Source organism: Cellulosilyticum sp. ST5, from assembly GCF_046529625.1.
Lineage (GTDB): Bacteria > Bacillota > Clostridia > Lachnospirales > Cellulosilyticaceae > Cellulosilyticum > Cellulosilyticum lentocellum.
The window spans coordinates 992,486-1,012,333 of the sequence record NZ_CP132338.1 but is presented as its reverse complement, the minus strand read 5'-3'; the positions used below and the strand labels follow the sequence as shown (position 1 = coordinate 1,012,333).

At 35.4% G+C, this 19,848-nt stretch carries 13 protein-coding genes; 2 read left to right on the top strand and 11 right to left on the bottom strand.

All coding sequences use genetic code 11. The annotated features are described in order from the left end of the window. Window positions 1–86 precede the first annotated feature (86 nt). A complete protein-coding gene (gene argH, locus QTL86_RS04960; protein ID WP_127066907.1) occupies window positions 87–1,457 on the top strand; it encodes an argininosuccinate lyase in 1,371 nt (456 codons plus the stop codon). Window positions 1,458–1,541: 84 nt separating this feature from the next. Here argH and QTL86_RS04955 read toward each other — a convergent pair whose 3' ends face one another. The 3 genes from QTL86_RS04955 to glgB form a co-directional block, all read right to left on the bottom strand. Beyond that, window positions 1,542–2,096 (bottom strand): hypothetical protein, encoded by a 555-nt coding sequence (locus tag QTL86_RS04955; protein ID WP_127066908.1) that lies wholly within the window; start codon window positions 2,094–2,096, stop codon window positions 1,542–1,544. Window positions 2,097–2,151: 55 nt separating this feature from the next. Further along, window positions 2,152–2,769: a hypothetical protein gene (locus tag QTL86_RS04950; RefSeq protein WP_013657474.1), complete on the bottom strand. Its 618-nt coding sequence runs from the start codon at window positions 2,767–2,769 to the stop codon at window positions 2,152–2,154. Between the two features lie 144 nt (window positions 2,770–2,913). Further along, window positions 2,914–5,502 (bottom strand): 1,4-alpha-glucan branching protein GlgB, encoded by a 2,589-nt coding sequence (glgB, locus tag QTL86_RS04945; protein ID WP_410496700.1) that lies wholly within the window; start codon window positions 5,500–5,502, stop codon window positions 2,914–2,916. A 147-nt stretch (window positions 5,503–5,649) separates the two neighbouring features. Here glgB and QTL86_RS04940 point away from each other — a divergent pair, with 147 nt between their 5' ends. Then, complete coding sequence (locus tag QTL86_RS04940) at window positions 5,650–7,047, top strand: hypothetical protein (RefSeq protein ID WP_410496699.1); 1,398 nt, start codon at window positions 5,650–5,652, stop codon at window positions 7,045–7,047. Between the two features lie 78 nt (window positions 7,048–7,125). On the opposite strand, the gene QTL86_RS04935 is transcribed toward QTL86_RS04940, so the two are convergent. From QTL86_RS04935 to hisB, 8 genes are all read right to left on the bottom strand, one after another. Continuing rightward, window positions 7,126–9,933, bottom strand: a complete 2,808-nt coding sequence (locus QTL86_RS04935) for a calcium-translocating P-type ATPase, PMCA-type (protein ID WP_410496698.1) — start codon at window positions 9,931–9,933, stop codon at window positions 7,126–7,128. Window positions 9,934–10,067: 134 nt separating this feature from the next. Next, on the bottom strand, window positions 10,068–14,288 hold the full coding sequence (locus QTL86_RS04930; RefSeq protein WP_410496697.1) for an acyl-CoA dehydratase activase-related protein: 4,221 nt from the start codon (window positions 14,286–14,288) through the stop codon (window positions 10,068–10,070). Between the two features lie 252 nt (window positions 14,289–14,540). Then, entirely contained in the window at window positions 14,541–15,536 is a 996-nt protein-coding gene (locus tag QTL86_RS04925; RefSeq protein WP_410496696.1) for an asparaginase, read from the bottom strand. A gap of 183 nt (window positions 15,537–15,719) precedes the next feature. Beyond that, on the bottom strand, window positions 15,720–16,373 hold the full coding sequence (hisIE, locus tag QTL86_RS04920; protein ID WP_127066915.1) for a bifunctional phosphoribosyl-AMP cyclohydrolase/phosphoribosyl-ATP diphosphatase HisIE: 654 nt from the start codon (window positions 16,371–16,373) through the stop codon (window positions 15,720–15,722). A gap of 30 nt (window positions 16,374–16,403) precedes the next feature. After that, a complete protein-coding gene (gene hisF, locus QTL86_RS04915; protein ID WP_127066916.1) occupies window positions 16,404–17,165 on the bottom strand; it encodes an imidazole glycerol phosphate synthase subunit HisF in 762 nt (253 codons plus the stop codon). 727 nt (window positions 17,166–17,892) lie between these two features. After that, window positions 17,893–18,609, bottom strand: coding sequence for a 1-(5-phosphoribosyl)-5-[(5-phosphoribosylamino)methylideneamino]imidazole-4-carboxamide isomerase (hisA, locus tag QTL86_RS04910; RefSeq protein ID WP_410496695.1), 717 nt, complete (start codon window positions 18,607–18,609; stop codon window positions 17,893–17,895). After that, window positions 18,606–19,238: an imidazole glycerol phosphate synthase subunit HisH gene (gene hisH, locus QTL86_RS04905; RefSeq protein WP_127066922.1), complete on the bottom strand. Its 633-nt coding sequence runs from the start codon at window positions 19,236–19,238 to the stop codon at window positions 18,606–18,608. The genes hisA and hisH overlap by 4 nt, the downstream gene beginning before the upstream one ends. 1 nt (window position 19,239) lies before the next feature. Beyond that, entirely contained in the window at window positions 19,240–19,830 is a 591-nt protein-coding gene (hisB, locus tag QTL86_RS04900) for an imidazoleglycerol-phosphate dehydratase HisB (protein ID WP_127066923.1), read from the bottom strand. Window positions 19,831–19,848 lie beyond the last annotated feature (18 nt).

Here is a 19,848-nt window from a genome sequence, read left to right as displayed (position 1 = left end):
GAGTGTTCAAAACTAATTATTTTCCTAGTTTTGTAACACTCTCTTGTTTTACCATTATTTAATTATTCAACTCAAGGAGGATTACTATGAAATTATGGGGTGGCAGATTTGCCAAAGAAACCGATCAACTTACTGATCACTTTAACTCTTCGATTTCTTTTGACCAAAGATTATATAAGCAAGATATTATCGGTAGTATTGCACATGTAGCTATGTTAGGTGCTCAAAATATTATTTCCATGGCAGAAAGCGACGCCATTATTAACGGATTAAATTCACTTTTAGAGGATATTGAAAAAGGTGACATTACTTTTAACGAAAAAATGGAAGATATTCATATGAACATCGAAGCTTTACTTATTAGCCGTATTGGTGATGTAGCTAAAAAAATGCATACTGGACGCAGTCGTAATGACCAAGTAGCACTTGATGTAAGACTCTACACTCGTGATGAGATTATCACTTTAAAAGTGATGCTTAAGGAATTAATGCAAACAGTCATTACACTAGCAAAAGAGCATACAAATACCATTATGCCGGGCTATACTCATTTACAGCGTGCACAACCTATTACTTTTGCTCATCACCTTATGGCTTACTTTGAAATGTTTAAACGTGATTTTAAACGTTTAGAATTCACTTATGAAAATACTAATTTTCTACCTTTAGGTAGTGGTGCCCTAGCTACTACTACTTATCCTTTAGATCGAGATGCAGTTGCTAAAAGCTTAGATTTTAATGGTATCTGCGAAAATAGTATAGATGGTGTTTCAGATCGTGATTTCTGTCTTGATTTACTTTATACACTTTCTACTTTAATGATGCACCTTAGCCGTTTTAGTGAAGAGATTATTTTATGGAGTAGCCATGAATTTCATTTCATTGAGCTAGATGATGCTTATAGTACAGGGAGCTCTATTATGCCTCAAAAGAAAAATCCAGATATAGCAGAATTAGTTCGCGGCAAAACAGGCCGTGTATATGGTAATCTAATGAGTTTATTAACGACTATGAAAGGACTTCCTCTTGCTTATAACAAAGATATGCAAGAGGATAAAGAACGCTTATTCGATAGTATTGATACACTTAAAATGTGCCTTCCTATTTTTACACAAATGATTAAAACCATGAGAGTTTGTAAAACTAATATGTACACTGCTGCTTCCGGAGGATTTACTAACGCTACTGATGCGGCCGACTATTTAGTTAAAAAAGGTCTCGCTTTTAGAGATGCACATGAAGTAATCGGTAAGCTTGTTCTGCATTGTGTTACTACACATACCACTTTGGAGGAACTTCCTCTTGAAACCTATCAAATGATCCACCCTATTTTTGATGAAGACATCTACGAGGCTATTTCTCTAAAGACTTGCGTCAATGAACGTCAAGTAAAAGGGGGACCAAGTGAAAAAGCGGTTACAGCTCATATAAAAAGCGCCACTGATTGGTTGCAATAATTTTACATGAGATCTTTTAAATCTTTTAATAGTTCTTTTGAATAACAATATAGCGTGCTATCTTCTTAGTGATAGCACGCTATATTATTTTAAAATTGGAATAGGATTATCTAATATTTGTTTAAAAATAAAATAATTAAAAATTTCAGCTTTAAAAACCTCCATGGTTCTTATAAAACGTTGCATCGAGTGGTCAGTTAATGAAACCTCTAATTGCCATTGTTCATAATAAGCTTCAGCCATTTCTTTGCTACTCATTTCATATAAATTCTTTAAAAATGCGTAATTATATTCATACCCATGCATGACCTCCAGCTCTTCTTCAATAGTTGTAGCCAGTTCTACATATAGTTCTTGACCCACTAACCATAGCTTACTAAAAAACTGCCACACAGCTGTAGGTGGAATAATAATAATAGTAGCCTGTGAATACGCATAGAATGTATTCCTATAGACTCTATTCAAATCAATAATAGCATAATCTATAGGCTCATGAGATACTGTTAGCAACTCATATAATTCATCTTGCTTACTCACTTGCTTTTGACATTTTAAAATCCACTTTAAATTTCTATATTCATAAAAATAAAAACATCTTGAATGTGTATGATTCGCTATTCCTTGACATACTAATTGCATAGTCACCCTTCCTTTTTATTGAAAGTGTAGACTACTTTACTATTTTTTAAACATTTTATTCTTGCATAGGTACATATTCAAAATACATCACCTTATCTATCTGTAAATTATAAGCAACTGCATAAGCTAGATTTCCCGCCTTCATACTTAACATCTTAAGCTCTGGTGTCTTCTCATCTGATTGAATAGCATCTACTGTAATAGGTACATCTTCAGCTACTAATCCCTTGTCCTTTAGAAATGCTTCACAACGAGCTTGTACTTCTTCATCTGTCAATTCTAAAACTGGCGCTTCTGTTACATACTGATAAATCATTCCTCTTATCTCTTTAGTAGCTTCCTCCATAATAATCCCGTAGAACTCCAAATCACCTTCTACTTTATTTTCTGATTCATCTTTAGCTGTTAATGATAATATATTTTCTAAGCCACTATCTTCTTTAGCACGATTACGCACCGCTCCTTTTGTCCAATCTTCTGTTTCGCTTACTTCAATGTCAAAATACTTCTTAAGTGCTGCTTGTGCACTAGTATCTAATTCATTAATAAGCGTCGTATCAGTAATAGCCTCTTCTACATAGCTACTTTTAGGCATTATAAATTGTATGATAAACATCCCGGCTAAAAGTAGGGCAATGATTACAAAAATTAAAGTTCTTAGTCTCTTATTCATATGGTCCTCCACTATGTTTATGATTAATCTCTTTATTAGTATACACTAAAAATATGCAGGTTTTATAAAAATCTAACTTCCTTTTCACAAAAAAGACAAGTATGCGTTTCTTTGCGTACTTGTCTCCTAATCATAGATACTTCTTTACTTTTTAGCTTTACTTACATTTTTCTTTGTTTTACCAGCTATTTTCTTTTCTTCTGTACTTACTAAAGGAGAAGCCTTTTCTTTGACGATTATTTCCTCAGTCTTATTAGAAGCTTGCTGCTTTACTTTTGTTTCTGTTTCCTTACTTTTTGTTACTTTAGTTTTTGTATCCTTGGTTTTTGTTTCTTTAGACTTAGTTTCTTTGGCTTTTGCATCTTTAGTCTTTGTTTCTTTAGTCTTTGGTAGCACTACTGCTTTTTCTATTTCTTTGTCCTTCTTTGATTTAATTGTTTTTTTAGCCGGTATTGCATTTGCGACTACTTCTGTAGCTACCTCTTTCATATCTTTATCTGTAGCTGATTTCACTGATTTAGTATTCTTCTTTACTGATTTTTTCTTTGCCTTAAATACCATCATACTAAGTGGCGGTATAGTGATTTCTATACTATAGGGTCTACCATGCCATCCTGTTTCTGTAGCTTTTACCACGCCATTAAGCGCGTTACTACCACCATAAAGTGCTGCATCACTACTTAATAGTTCCTCGTAATTTGCCAGTGTAGGTACCCCTATTCGATAGTCTGTGTAACTTGCTGTTTTAAAGTTAATAACCACTACAAGTTCTTCCCCTGTTTCTACATTTCTTCGTAGGAAAGAAATAATACTCTGTTCTCTATTTTCACAGTCAATCCATTCAAAATTCTCATAGCCATTGCCAGTTTCCCATAAAGCCTTCTCAGATGTATATAGCTTATTAAGTGCTTTCACCCACGCTGAAATGCCTTGATGTTCTTTATCATTTAATAAATCCCAATCTAAAGCAACCGCTTCATTCCATTCTTTAGTTTGTGCAAATTCGTCTCCCATAAATAACATCTTTTTCCCAGGATGTGCATACATATAACCATATGCCACTCTTAAGTGAGCAAATTTTTCAAGCCTTTCTCCTGGCATCTTATAAATCATAGACGCTTTACCATGAACAACTTCATCGTGCGATAAGACTTGAATAAAATTTTCACTAAAAGCATACATCAAACTAAAGGTAATCTTGCCATGTTCTCTTGTACGATCAGCTGGAGGCGTCTTCATGTAACTCAAAAAGTCATTCATCCATCCCATATTCCACTTAAATCCAAAGCCAAGTCCACCTTCAGATACTGCATACGATACTTTTGGCCAAGCTGTAGATTCCTCTGCAATCATCATAATACCTGGCACTTTTGAATAAGCTACCTCATTGAGCTGCTTTAAAAAAGCAATAGCTTCTAAATTTTCCTTGCCTCCATATTGATTTGGAATAAAATCCCCTTCTCTTCCATAATCTAAATATAACATCGAAGCAACAGCATCTACTCGAAGTCCATCTATATGATAACGTTCTAACCAAGAAAGAGCACTGCCAATTAAAAAGAGTGACACTTGTGGTTTTCCATAATCAAAAATAAGTGTTCCCCAGTGTGGATGCCATGCTTCTTTCTCATTTGCTTTTTCATATAGGGCTTCACCATCAAATTTTTCTAAGGCAAATGCATCTTTTGGAAAGTGTGCTGGTACCCAATCTAATAAAACACCAATATTATTCTTGTGCATCGTTTCTACAAAGTATCTAAAATCATCTGGTGAACCGTACCTACTGGTTGGCGCAAAATAGCCTGTTACTTGGTATCCCCATGACCCATCAAAAGGATGTTCTACAATTCCCATTAATTCAACATGTGTATAACCCATTTCTTTCACATAACGAGCAAGTTCATCTGCTGCTTCACGATAGGTATAGAATTCTCCATTATCGTGTTTCTTCCATGAACCAATATGTACTTCGTAAATGGATATCGCTTCTTTATAAGGTGCTTTTTTAGTCCTAGCATTCATCCATTTCGTATCTTTCCACTTATATTTTCTCATATCATAAACAACCGCTGCATTATTAGGTCTAACTTCATAATAATTGGCATAAGGATCTGTTTTATATAATAGTTCCCCTGTTTTAGTACGCAGTTCAAATTTATAAAAATCCCCTTCAGCAAGCCCTGGAACAAAAAGTTCCCAAATACCTTGATTGGCAATCTGTCTCATTGGATGTCTTCTACCATCCCAATTATTAAAATCTCCTATCACACTGACACGCTTAGCATGAGGTGCCCATAATGCAAATCTAACCCCCTCTACGCCATTCACTTTTATAAAATGTGCGCCCAGTTTATCATAAACCTCGTAGTCTTTTCCTATTCCAAATAAATAAAGATCATCTTCAGTAAAAGTAGAATCAAATTGATAAGGATCTATATAACTCCATGTGTGCCCCTCATCATCTTCACATATGAGTTTATATAAAAATTTTTCTTGCTTATCTTCTATAACGCCTTCAAAAAGTCCCTGATACCCCTTAAAGTAAAGCGGATAATTTTTCTCATCCTTTAAATCTACTACTACTATTTGTTTTGCCCCTGGGCAAAATACACGTATAATCTGTTTTTCTCCTTGATTAAGCAAATGTGGACCAAGTATACTATGTGGTGTAGCTAAGGTGCCTTGTTCTAATAACTCAAATTGTTTTTCCATTAATACATTATCATTTCCCATCTTCTCACCTCTTTATTTGATTTTAATATATTTTTTAAAATTTTTCAATCTTTCAAGCCAGTTTCTTACATCAATTACAGATACAAGCTTGTCTTATTTCATAAAATTGTATATCCTAATGATACAGATTAAGAAAGGAGTCTTATAATGCACCAACATAACGACCAATTATTTACAGTTATTTCCTATTCCTATAGTGAATATATTCAAGCACAAATAGATTTACTCAATAATTCTTTGTACTTTTCGACTATTTATTTTGATGAAGAGACTTTTCATCTTCAAGAAAGCTTAAAAGAAATTTTTCTTTCATTACCCACTCTGTTATCGGCAGGTTCTTCAAGTAAAGAAACTTGTGCTACAGAGCTTTTAGATTATCGTGCTACTCTAGAACAAAAATTTCGCTGTTTAATTGCTTATCAAAGGGAACTTACTCATATCGTGACACTCAAACAACAAGCTTTTTCCTTAACTAAAGATTATTTGGAAGAATTAGGCCTTACCGATATTGACTCTACACAAATTGATTATGAAAAATTAGCATTAGATTGTACCCATTATGTTTTCAATGAAAATAAGGAAACTAGTATTCAAAAAAAGGCCAGTGAACTTTTACCTTATATTCCAATTAAACTAACTAAAGATAATTATTTAGCTTATTGTAAAAAAAGCATCACGCATATTGCTATTCAAGATACACCTGAAGCAGCTAGTCACCTGGTTTCTATTTTAAAACAGCTTTTCGATGGTACAGATTGTCCTCAATATGGTCAACATTTTTCAGATCTTGTTGAATCCTTAGATAACCTTGCTATCTTAAATGATCTCACAGATTTATTTGAAGAAGCTAATTTATTAAACGAAACAATAGAAACCCTTATTGATATGCTTCATCATATGCATAAAACCATTTGTACCTTAAGTAATCTACTTTTATTTGATCAATTAGATTTTACTGACATTACTGATATGCATGTAAGTTTTTCTGACCTTTATTACTCTTTAAAATCTGTTTTTCTTAAAGAAAGCGAATCAGAAGTTCTTCTTCCTACACTTAAAGAGCGTTTAGAGAATTTAACAAAAGAACTGAAACAAGAGATGCAAAAAGTAAGTACTACTGCTCAAGTAAATCCTTTCTTCAATTTAATGCAATCTTATCTCTCTATGTCTATTGATCAGATTTTTGGATTTACTACCGTAAAGAAATCTAATTATAGTACTGACGTATCTATGATTATTGAAGTGTTCATAAATGACCTTCGTTCTAAGCTATTTGCACTTCCTACATTAGAGCGTAAATGCCGCATGCAGTATTTCATTAGTAATATACCTTTTGTGATGTCTCATGATAATTTTAACACTTATATTCAAAAAGCTTTTACCCATCTTAAAACACCTGAGCAAGGTGTATTAACTGCCATGCAATTAAGTAGTATTCTTGAGCAAGCAGGTTATTTCCCTGCCATTAAAGAACAACCTATTATCGAAGAAGATTTAGAAGATGATGATGCTGCTACACGCTTCCTAGCAGAGCATGGTGAATGATACTAGTTCATATCAAATTGACTTCATGTAAAAATGGCTAAAATTCCTTTTGGGGTACTTTAGCCATTTTATTTTTAACTAAGAAAGTCCTTTTCGACTTCTCATACCGACTTTTTTAACCTGCTTGACTGCACTTTTAGCCGATCGTTTTAACATTCTAAGTGCTTGTTTTATAAGTTCATTGGCAATAACAACGAGTGCACCACAACCAATGATTTTTAACCACATTTCTTTAGATAACGGAATAGCATTAAAAAATGCACCACAATATTGAATCATTACAATCTGCAGCCCCGCTGTTAGTAATATAATTTGTAAAGCTAATTGGTTCTTAAATAAATTAGGAAAAATACTACCTGTTCCAAATTCTCTACAGTTAAATGCATTAAATAACACACTAAATGCAAATAAACTAAATAGAACAGTCTGAACTTCACTAGCATTACCATTGACAATGCTTTGTGCACCTAAAAAGTTATATCTTATTTGCAAGAAAAGAAGGGCTGTAATAAAGGTACTATTAATGATAATCGTTCGTAGCATAAATCGATTAATAATGGGGGCTTCTCTTTTAATAGGTCGTCTTTTCATAACTGCGCTTCTAATAGGCTCAAGCCCTAATGCCAATGCCGGAGGTCCATCCATAATAATATTAATCCATAAAAGATGAATGGTCGTAAAAGGCATATCATACCCCATGATTTGACTTATAATAGCAATAAGAAAGGCAATAATATTTACCGTTAGCTGAAATTGAATAAAGCGTTGAAAATTATTATAGATGCCTCTTCCCCACTTGATAGCCTCTACAATCGTACTAAAGCTATCATCTGTTAAAATAATATCTGCTGCATTTTTACTGACTTCTGTACCAGCAATGCCCATTGCAATACCCACATCCGCTTTAGTTAAAGCTGGGGCATCATTAATCCCATCTCCTGTTACAGCTACAACCTCTCCATTTTTTTGAAGAGCCTGTACAATACGCATTTTGGTATCTGGCTTAGATCTAGCTACAATGGCAATATGTCGTATTTCTTTTTCTAAATCCTTATCACTTAAGGCATCAATATAACTTGCTTCTACAGCTTTTTTGCCATGTCCTACTAATCCGATTTCTTCGCCTATGGCAATAGCAGTCTGCAAATTATCACCTGTTAACATTTTTGTTTCAATCCCTGCACCTGCTGCTGTTTCTATTGCTTCCTTCACGCCTGGTCTAAGAGGATCCTGAATGCCTACAAAGCCCTCAAATACTAATGTTTCTTTCCATTCTTCTCGCCCAAGCACATTATAACTCGTTGCCATACGATGACCTGCAAAAGCTAAAACACGCATAGCCTGTACTTGTAATGCCTCAATTTCTTTTAAAATCTGCTTCTTACGTTCATTCGTTAATGGTTTAAGCTGTCCTTCTGTTTTTTCAAAACCACATTGATTTAATATAATTTCAGGTGCACCCTTTGAAAAAATTTCATAATTATTTTCTTCTTTTGCTATGGTAAGCATATATTTATTTTGTGAGTTAAATGGAACTTGCTTGACAACCTCACTTCCTAGTCTCGTACGTGCATAATCATACTGCTCACATAAAAGTAGTAAAGCGCACTCTGTAGCGCTTCCTATGTATTTCACTTCTTTTCCATGCACCTGTAAGTCTGCCGTACTATTAATCATACAGTTTCTTACAAAATCTGGATGACGCTTTAATTCAGCCTCATTTTTAAAGCTTCCTTCCAAATACAGCTTAGCCACTTTCATTTTATTTTGAGTTAATGTTCCTGTTTTATCACTGCAAATCACGCTCACTGAACCAATTGTCTCACACGCTTCTTTTTTTCTTACCAATACATTAATTTTAGCCATTTGTTTCATGGTAATGGCTAAGGTAATATTAATCATAGTCGGTAGTCCTTCAGGTACTGCTGCTACAATTAATGCGACGCATACCACAAATGCTGTTTTCATCTCTGGAAAACTGCTCACAAGTGGACTAAGCGAACTTAAAAACTGATGGGTACTGCTAAAATCTAAAGCTAATTTACACCCCTCAATAATTTGAACAATCATATAAACAAATAACATACCTGCTACTGCGGTAGAGACTTTGGAAATGGACTGAGCTAAATGATCCATTTTAATTTCTAGAGGTGTACTTTCTTCTTTGCTTCCTAATGCTTTTGCAATATATCCCATTTCTGTTTCATCACCTGTAGCTGTAACAATCATCTTGGCTTGTCCTGAAGCAATTAGCGTCCCTCCAAAAAGCATATTATACTGTTTTGCTGGAATAGGATCTTGATAAATCGTTTTACCTTCTAGTGTTAATTCTTCTTGCTTAATAACGCCTAACTTCTTCTTAACATCATCAGACTCGCCTGTAAGCATGTCTTCCCTTACCTTTAAATCATTACACGATATAAGTCTACCATCAGCAGGAACTTGATCTCCTGCTTCCAAAAAGATAATATCTCCAGGAATGATTTCACTTTTATGTATGAGTATTTTTTCTCCTGAACGTAGCACCTTAACCTGTATATCTTCTGTCATGCGATTAAGGGCTTCTGCTGCTTTTTTAGATCTACTTTCAGTTAATAAGCCTATCGTAGTGCTTAAAAGTACTGCAAAGCAAATGCCTATGGCATCATGATATTCTTTAATCAAAAGGCTAATGGCTGCAGCAATAAGTAAGATAACAATGAGTTGCTGAGTAAGTGTCTCTTTTATTTCTTGAAGTAAACTTTTCTCCTTCGCTTTAGTAAAAAGGTTAGGACCATACATCTCTAATCGCTTTTCTGCTTCTTTCGGGGATAACCCCTGACTAGAATCTACATGGTGCTCTTTATAAATGTGCTCTATATCTTGGTTATAATACTTGTTCTCCATTGTTTCCTCCCTATCTCATCATCAAGTCTTTATTATCATATATATACAAGCTTGTTTTATAATATGACTAAGAGCGAGGAGTTTATTAAAAATACAAAAAACAGACCTGTTATGCAAGGTCTGTTCTATGTAAGTTATACTTTTGAAAGGTTTTTAAAAGCAGTTGCCATCATTAACTTAATGCGATTAAGTTGATTGACATGAGAAGCTCCTGGATCATAATCTACTGTTACCACATTGGATAATGGATAAACACGTCTCAGTTCTTTTACCATCCCTTTTCCTGTTACATGATTAGGTAGGCAACCAAAAGGTTGCATACACACCACATTATTAGCACCATCTTCTATTAAACTAATAATTTCCCCTGTTAAAAACCAACCTTCCCCCATTTGATGTCCAAGAGACATGACTTTACTAGCAATCTGTGCTAAATGTTCTATACTATGGGGAGCGGTAAATCGCTGACTCTTCTCTAGTGCTTTTACTATAGGTTTTCGCTTATGATCCAAATAGTACATAAGCGCCTCTGCCCCTATTAATCCCTGGATAGGCTTACTCAGTTCATTATATTTAAATTTACTATTGTACGCACAATAATAGAAGAAATCTAAAAGATCTGGCATGACGGCTTCTCCACCTTCTGCTTCGATGGTTTCCACCACTTCATTATTAGCATAAGGATGGAACTTAACTAAAATCTCTCCTACTAAACCAACTCTTGGTTTCTTTACATCCGTCAAAGGCAATGTATCAAATTCATGAATTAATTGTTCAACATTCTTCTTAAAGTGTTGCTGGTTACCTGTAGCTACATTTTCTTTTCCTATACGACACCATTTTTCATACAAGGCATTAGCAGAGCCTGGTACAGCTTCATATGGCCTTACGCGATATAAAACACGCATGAGTAAATCGCCATATAAGATGCCCATAACAGCTTTATTAGCAAGTCCCAAAGTCAATTTAACACCAGGATGAGCCTCTAAACCTTGTGCACTCAAAGAAATAACGGGTACATAGCTTAGTCCACTATCCTTTAAAGCCTTTCTTAAGAAACTAATGTAGTTAGAAGCGCGACATCCACCACCTGTTTGCGTAATAATAAGGGAAGTATGATGTGGGTCTACTGCACCACTTTTGAGTGCTCTTAGCATCTGACCAATAACAATGATTGCAGGATAGCAGGCATCATTATTAACATATTTAAGACCCTCTTCTACATCTTGTGGGCACACTTTTTCTAATACTTTAACCTGATACCCACTACTATTAAAGGCAGCTTCTAAAAACTGAAACTGTATGGGTGCCATTTGTGGTACCAGAATAGTATGGTCTTTTCTCATTTCTTTAGTAAAGATAATCCTTTCATCACTAACAGGGATGACTACCTTCTCTGCTAGCTTTTTACGTTCAGCAATTGCAGCTTTTAAAGAACGTATACGAATTTTAATAGCGCCTAAATTAGCACCTTCGTCAATTTTAATAAGTGTATAGATTTTACCTGAGCCCTCTAAAATTTCTTGAACTTGATCAGCTGTTACTGCATCTAATCCACAGCCGAAAGAAGTCACTTGCATAAGCTCTAAATCATCTCTAGTACATACAAAATGCGCTGCTCTATAAAGGCGATTATGATAGGCCCATTGATCTAACACACGAATAGGTCTCTCTATTTCAGCTAAATGTGCTACTGAATCCTCTGTTAAAACAACTAATCCTTCTGCTGTAATGAGTTCTGTAAGGCCATGATTAATTTCTGGGTCTAAGTGATAAGGTCTCCCGCTTACTACTATTCCCTGTAGTCCTTTTTCCTTTATAAAAGCAAGTGTTTCATCACCTTTATCAGCTATATCCTTTCTAAAAGCTTCTTGCTCATCATAAGCTGCTTTTATAGCTGCTGCCATTTCCTTTTTAGGAATCTCAAAACTTTCCATAGCTTTAGTCATTTGCTTAAGCACACCTTGAGGTGAATCTAAGTTTAAAAATGGATGCATGAATAATACATTGGCTTCTTTTAACTCATCCATATTATTTTTAATCACTTCTGGATAAGACGTTACTATTGGACAGTTATAATGGTTATCTGCTGTTTGGTCTTCTTTTTTCTCATAGGGAATACAAGGATAAAAGATAAATGAAACCCCTTGCTCAATTAAGTCTACAATATGCCCATGAGTTAATTTTCCCGGATAACAAACTGATTCTGATGGAATCGTTGAGATTCCTTTTTCATAAATCTTTTTACTTGACCTAGATGAAAGTTGTACTTTAAACCCAAGCTTAGTAAAGAAGGTATGCCAAAATGGATAATTTTCATATAAATTAAGCACACGTGGCAAACCTACAGTTCCTCTTGTTGCCATCTCCGTACTTAATGACTCATAAGCAAATAAGCGCTCATATTTATAGTTAAATAAATTAGGCAACTCTTTTTTGCTTGTTACATGACCTAATGGTTTTTCGCAACGATTACCATAAATAAATTTTCTACCATCATTTAACGTATTGACTGTAAGAAGACATTTATTTTCGCACCCTTTACAGCGTGTAGGCGTTTTCTTTATTTCTAAATGAAGTAATGCTTCTTTATTTAAAAGCTGATGAGGTGCTTCTGACTTTCTTTCTTTTGCTAGAAGTGCTGCACCATAAGCGCCCATTAATCCACAGATATCAGGCCTTACAACCTCACGTCCTAAGGTTAATTCCATCGCTCTTAATACGGCCTCATTATAGAATGTCCCTCCTTGTACAACCACATCACCTTGTATATCTTCAGCTGTACGTAACTTAATTACCTTATATAAAGCATTCTTAATAACAGAATAAGAAAGGCCTGCCGAAATATCGCCGATTGCTGCGCCTTCTTTTTGTGCTTCTTTTACTTTAGAATTCATAAATACTGTACAACGTGTACCAAGATCTACTGGTTTGTTCGCTAATAATGCTTTTTCACTAAAATCTTCAACACTAATCCCTAAGGAAGTACTTAACATTTCAATAAATGAGCCACAACCAGAAGAACAAGCCTCGTTTAAAATAACAGATTGTACAACACCATCTCTAATCTTAATGCACTTCATATCTTGTCCACCAATATCTAAGATGAAACTAACTTGATTAGAAAATGCTTTAGCACCTCTATAATGGGCAATGGTCTCTACTTCTCCATGAGTAACTTTAAAAGTATTTTGAATAAGTGCCTCCCCATATCCTGTCACACAGGAAGACTCAATATGTACTTGTTCTGGTAAGCTATCGTATAAAACCATTAATTGTTCTTTAACTAATTTAAGTGGGTCTCCTTTATTACTACCATAAAAAGAATATAAAAGCTCATTATCTGACCCAATCAGTGCTATCTTCGTTGTAGTAGAGCCTGCATCTATTCCTAAAAAAGCTTCTCCTTTATAGGATGAAAGGTCTCCTTTTTTCACTTGCCACTTTTGGTGTCTCTCTCTAAAGGCTATAATCTCTTGTTCTGATTTAAAAAGAGGCTCTAGCGTTTGCCTGATTCCTGTATCACTACTCATATGATGCAAGTCTTTTATAAGCATTTCTAAATCTATAGCCTCTTCTTTATTAGCAAGTAAAGCTGCACCTATAGCTACAAAAAGCTCTGGTTTCTCAGGCACAACAACTTCATCCTCTGTGAGTTTTAGTGTTTCAACGAAACGTTTTCTAAGCTCTGATAAAAAGTGTAATGGTCCACCTAAAAATGCCACTTTCCCTTTAATAGGCTTTCCACAAGCTAAAACACTAATGGTTTGATTAACAACAGCTTGAAAAATAGAAGTAGCAATATCTTCTTTGGCTACACCTTCGTTGATAAGAGGTTGAACATCTGTCTTCGCAAAAACACCACACCTTGCAGCTATTGGGTAAATCACATGATAGGATTTTGCCATTTCATTGAGCCCCATAGCATCTGTTTCTAAAAGCGTAGCCATTTGATCAATAAAAGCACCTGTACCACCAGCACAACTACTATTCATACGCTGTTCTAAACTACTCTCAAAATAGGTAATCTTTCCATCTTCACCCCCTAATTCAATAGCTACATTAACATCTTCTATATAGGTTTCTACAGCTTTGGTACACGCAATAACTTCCTGTACAAATTTGAGTTTTAGAAGAGAAGCTATTTCCATAGCACCTGAACCTGTACTAACAATCTTTACCTGTACACTACCTAAGGCTATAAAACTTTCTTTTAATAGCCTTTCTAATGTGGTTTTTACATCCGAAAAGTGCCTTTCATATTTAGAATAAACTATTTCATCTTGTTCATTTAAATAAACAAGCTTGATAGTTGTTGATCCAACATCTATCCCCAAATTTAGCTTTCTGTTCATATACTACTCCTTTTGTTCTTTAACTCTACTTATAATATATTCTCTATGTTTATCATTTCTTATTATATAACATTTTCAATAAATTACTAATACATTATTGAAATTTTAACACTATATTATTTGCTGATAAAATACAAAATTCGATTTTATTTCGAGCCATCTCCAAAAATAATGCGGCATAAATCCTATAAAATATAGAACTTATGCCGCATGATAGCCTCTTTTAAGATAACTTTGCTATTAACCTATCTATTACGAAAGAATATAATTCTTCTCTTTAAATAATTCACGAATTAAAGTAACATCTTGCGTTTTTGTTAAAGCCAACATCAACTTTAACCTCGCTTTTTGTCCCCTCATATCACTTCCCATAATAACACCCATATCAGAGAGTTCTTTGCCACCACCTTCGTAGCCATAGCTTTCTAACACACGCCCTGACTGACATCTCGACACAATAACAACGATGACTCCTTTGCTAATGGCATAACGTATACCTTCTAGTACTTTAAGAGGTACATTTCCTCTTCCCATAGCTTCTATTACAATGCCTACTGCACCTAAATCCACGGCACTTCTCACAAGGCGATCATCCATATCTAATACGGTTTTAATAAGATCAACTCTTCTCTCCACACTATCTGTATCAATGTGTTGTCTAAAAGCTAAGTCTCTATATAAAATAAGGTCATTGGTATCAATAATTCCAAGTGGACCATAAGGTGATTGGAAGGTGTTGAGAGATAACGTATTGGTTTTAGTGACCTCTGCTGCTGAATTAACCTCGTTATTAAGCACAACTAATACCCCTAAATGACGTGCTTTTTCTGAAACTGCTGTACAAACAGCAGCGGCCAAATTACTGGAGCCGTCATAACCCAGTTCTGAGCTATTTCTCATGGCACCTACGACGACAATAGGTTTTTCATGATGGATTGTTAAATCTAAAAAGTAAGCTGTTTCTTCTAAGCTATCTGTACCATGAGTAACAATGACACCACTAATAGCTTCTTCATCTAGCTTAGCTGTAATGAGCTTTTTCAGTTCTAATAGTTTATCAAAAGTCATATGAGGTCCTGGAATTTCACTAAAATTCACCACCTCAATATCTGCTAACTTATCAATATTGGAAACCATGGAAAGAATTTGCTCTCCAGATAAGGTAGGAATAGCCGCACCTATTTCCTCATCTACAGTCATTGAAATCGTTCCACCTGTAAAAAATATACATACTTTAGGCTTATTCATGATGTTCTCCTTATGTTTACACTTAGTTTTCCTTATTATACCATATATTAATCCTATCATTAAGCTTCATTCATTGCATCTTTAGGTCATTTTCTTGCTTTCTGCTCCAATAAGCATACTTTTACTATTCTTTGCATAAAAATAGGGTATGAAATTTCTATACATTTCATACCCTATTTCCTGTTATTTTCTTTGAGCTAATTCTACACTAACTTCTTCCCAAGTTAAGCCTTTTTGTGCCATCATAACTGTTAAATGGTACATTAAATCTGCAATTTCAAAAGTGAGTTCTTTATTATCTTCATCTTTTGCTGCAATAATGACCTCTGTGCACTCTTCTCCCACTTTTTTTAGGATTTTATTAAGTCCTTTATCTAATAAGTAGTTGGTATAAGACCCTTCCTTGGGATGCTCTTTACGCTGCATAATGGTGCTATAAAGTTCTCCCAGCATAGAATCATCACTTTTTAAGGTAACTGCTTCACGCTCAGCTTCCACCACTTCTTCAGTTAGTTCTCTATAAAAGCAACTTGAGTTACCTGTGTGACAAGAAATACCTCCTGCTTGCTCAATTTGAAGTAAAAGGGTATCTCCATCGCAATCAACACTGATTTGTTTTAAGTACTGATAGTGAGAAGAAGTTTCTCCTTTTAACCAAAGTGCCTGACGACTACGGCTAAAGTAATGTACCTTCCCTGTTTCTAGGGTTTTAAGCAAAGCTTCTTCATTCATATAAGCCATCATTCTCACCTTTTTGGAATGATAATCTTGTGCAATCACAGGTACTAAACCTTTTTCATCATATTTAACGGCTTTTAAAAGTTCTTCTTTATTCATGTCAACCTCCCATAATAGTCATACCATTTCTTATAATCTCACTGGTATGCCTTTCTCCTGCAAATAGTGTTTTAAGTCATTAATCTCTAATTCTTTAAAATGAAATAACGAAGCAGCTAAAGCTGCATCTGCTTTTCCTTCCTCAAAAGCTTCTAGAAAATGTGCCATGGTACCTGCCCCACCTGAAGCAATCACAGGAATTCCTACGGCTTCACTAATAGCCCTTGTTAAGTCTAAATCATATCCTGCTTTAGTGCCATCGCAATCCATACTGGTCAAAAGGATTTCTCCAGCCCCTCTTCTTTCTGCTTCTTTGGCCCATTCTACAGCATCAATGCCAGTTGGAATACGGCCGCCATGTATGTAAACCTCAAAGCCACTACCCCAATCCACTCTTTTGGCATCAATAGCTACTACAATACATTGATTACCAAATCGTTCAGCTCCCTGATTAATTAAATCCGGATCCTTAATAGCCGCGGAATTCATAGAAATCTTATCTGCACCAGCATTTAAAATATTACGAATATCTTCTAAATTTCTAATACCTCCACCTACTGTCAGAGGAATAAAGACTTCCTCAGCTGTTCTTTCCACTACATCTAAAATAATATTTCTTTCATCAGAAGAAGCCGTTATATCTAGAAAAACAACTTCGTCTGCCCCTGCATCACTATAGGCCTTGGCTACCTTTACTGGATCACCTGCATCTATGAGATTGACAAAGTTAACACCTTTAACCACTCTTCCTGATTTTACATCAAGGCAAGGAATAATACGTTTACTTAGCATCTCTTCTTCCTCCTCTATTTTAATAATGTAATAACCCTCTATATCTTCACCTTTATAAACCCCTCTGAACTCTAGAGAAATGTGAACTACTCAATCATATTATATACTATTGTCAAGTTAATTAAAAATAATTTCAAAATATTTTAGTGTCTTTTAGGGATTCGGCTGCTTGACTACATATATATAAGTGTAAAAACAGAATAAATAACTTCCCACGGCATAATTACCACAGCTTCAACCTGAGGAACTGACCGGGTCAGCCAAGTCTCAATCTATTGTTATAGGTACCTCTGGACTTAAGGAAGATGTTCACTGGTGCGCTGCAAGGAAGGCGCCACTTATAAGTTGTTTTAAATGTTTTTATACGTAGCATTACCAAATAAAGTTTTAAACCAGAGTCTTAAAGCCTTAGTTTCCTATCACAAGGGTGCACCGGCTAAGACGATAAGAGCTCCTCACTCTTCGTTTAAGCTTTTATAACAGATCTCTTTAGCCTCTAAAGTACAGGGTGTACTGAGGAGCTACACCTATGCCCTTTTGTAGGCTATTGGTATCCGTATGTAAAAGCTACTAACGAATAGCTGGAACAAGTAAAAAGGGCCTAATGATTTATCGGATCATTGGGCTCTTTTTACTATGCCTATAGGAAATCTTGATTCACCTAGAAGTCTCATCAGCATGCACTAAGGTTTGAATTATAACACCATAACTTAGTAAAGATGGCTGCCTATTTAAAACGTCTTACTGCTTCTTCTAAATCAATGGCTCCAATGTATAAAGCCTTCCCAATAATAGCCCCATGCACATGAATGGCCTCTAATTTTTCTAAATCTTCGATACTAGATACACCACCTGAAGCAATAATGTCTAAATGGGTTGCTTCAACTAGCTTAGCTGTTTCTTCCACATTAGGGCCTTGCATCATACCATCCTTTGCAATATCGGTGTAAATCACTGTTTTAACACCCATAGCCTCTAGTTCCTTACAAAAGCCGAGCGCAGTGGTATCCGTTACTTCTAACCAGCCTTCAATCGCTACTTTACCACCTTTGGCATCTACCCCCACTACAATTTTGTCAGGACCAAAAGTCTCAATAGCTTCTTTAACAAGTGCTTTATTTTTAATAGCAGCACTTCCTAAAATAACCCGATCTACACCTCTATCTAATTGGCATTTAATATCTTCTATGGTGCGAATCCCCCCACCTAATTCAATAGGAATCTCAACTGCTGCTACAATATCACGAACAGCTTTTTCATTGATGCCTTTTCCTTCTTTAGCCCCATCTAAGTCTACGATATGTAAATAATCTCCCCCTAGACTTTCCCATTTCTTCGCCATTTCAGCTGGGCTATTACCGTATATTGTAACTTCATTATAATCGCCTTGAAGTAATCTGACACAATTGCCATCTTTTAAATCAATTGCTGGGTAAAGTTTCATGCTTTCATTCCTCCGAAATTCTTCAGTATTTGAAGTCCTACTAGGCCGCTTTTTTCTGGGTGAAACTGAGTAGCAAAGATATTCTCTTTTTGAGCTGCCACAGCTATACGTTTACCATAGGTTGTATAAGCACTTACTACATCAGCAGGAGTTTCCAAATAATAGGAATGAACAAAGTAAACACTACTGCCTTGTTCTAAACCTGTAAATAAGGGGTCTTTTTTTACAAGCTCTAGATTATTCCAACCCATGTGAGGAATTTTTAAGCTTTCTCCTTTTTCATCTCTCATTTCTTCGGCTGTCATTTTCACGATTTCTCCTGGTAATAGACCTAGCCCTTCATAGGTACCATATTCATAGCTTTTGTCAAATAAAAGCTGCATACCAAGGCAAATGCCCAGTAATGGAGTCCCTTTTTTCACCACTTCTTTAGTAGCCTCGGCTAAACCACTGATATTTAGTTCTGCAATAGCATCTCTAAAGGCTCCTACCCCTGGTAAAACTACCTTATCTGCTTTTAAAATCATTTCTGGATCCGCTGTAATTTCTGCGTTAAAATCCAAGGCGGCAAAAGCCTTTTTAACACTCTTTAGATTACCCATGCCATAATCAATAATTGCTATAGTCATTCTACACCTCCAACATGCCTTTGGTAGAAGGCACTCCTTTAATACGAGGATTAAAGCTCATAGCATCTAACATAGCTTTAGCAAAGGCTTTGCACATGCCTTCTATGATATGATGATTGTTTTTACCTCTTATTACTTGAATGTGCAAGTTAATGCCTGCATGAACAGCCACTGCTCTAAAAAATTCTTCTACCATTTCTGTATCAAAATCCCCTAAACGATCAATGGTAAAGGGTGTGTCTACATCCACATAAGGTCTTCCTGAAAGGTCCACGGCACAAAGTACTAATGCTTCATCCATAGGTACAATGGCATGACCATAACGGTTAATCCCTTCCTTATTTCCAAGTGCTGCTTTAAAAGCCTGCCCTAGTACAATCCCTGTATCTTCTACCGTATGATGACAATCAATTTCGATGTCTCCTATTGCATTTACCTTTAAATCACTTAAAGAATGCTTCCCTATGTGAGTAAGCATATGATCAAAGAAGCCAATCCCTGTATGGATGTCTGTTTTTCCTTCTCCATCAATATTTAAGCTGAGCGTAATCTTCGTTTCTGCTGTATCTCTTTTAATCTGGGCACTTCTCATATTTTGCCTCCTTTTACT

Bases quoted from the DNA above. Each gene is read 5' to 3' on its own strand.
- argH (WP_127066907.1), top strand. From the start codon at position 87: ATGAAATTATGGGGTGGCAGATTTGCCAAAGAAACCGATCAACTTACT.
- QTL86_RS04955 (WP_127066908.1), bottom strand. From the start codon at position 2,096: ATGCAATTAGTATGTCAAGGAATAGCGAATCATACACATTCAAGATGT.
- QTL86_RS04950 (WP_013657474.1), bottom strand. From the start codon at position 2,769: ATGAATAAGAGACTAAGAACTTTAATTTTTGTAATCATTGCCCTACTT.
- glgB (WP_410496700.1), bottom strand. From the start codon at position 5,502: ATGGGAAATGATAATGTATTAATGGAAAAACAATTTGAGTTATTAGAA.
- QTL86_RS04940 (WP_410496699.1), top strand. From the start codon at position 5,650: ATGCACCAACATAACGACCAATTATTTACAGTTATTTCCTATTCCTAT.
- QTL86_RS04935 (WP_410496698.1), bottom strand. From the start codon at position 9,933: ATGGAGAACAAGTATTATAACCAAGATATAGAGCACATTTATAAAGAG.
- QTL86_RS04930 (WP_410496697.1), bottom strand. From the start codon at position 14,288: ATGAACAGAAAGCTAAATTTGGGGATAGATGTTGGATCAACAACTATC.
- QTL86_RS04925 (WP_410496696.1), bottom strand. From the start codon at position 15,536: ATGAATAAGCCTAAAGTATGTATATTTTTTACAGGTGGAACGATTTCA.
- hisIE (WP_127066915.1), bottom strand. From the start codon at position 16,373: ATGAATAAAGAAGAACTTTTAAAAGCCGTTAAATATGATGAAAAAGGT.
- hisF (WP_127066916.1), bottom strand. From the start codon at position 17,165: ATGCTAAGTAAACGTATTATTCCTTGCCTTGATGTAAAATCAGGAAGA.
- hisA (WP_410496695.1), bottom strand. From the start codon at position 18,609: ATGAAACTTTACCCAGCAATTGATTTAAAAGATGGCAATTGTGTCAGA.
- hisH (WP_127066922.1), bottom strand. From the start codon at position 19,238: ATGACTATAGCAATTATTGATTATGGCATGGGTAATCTAAAGAGTGTT.
- hisB (WP_127066923.1), bottom strand. From the start codon at position 19,830: ATGAGAAGTGCCCAGATTAAAAGAGATACAGCAGAAACGAAGATTACG.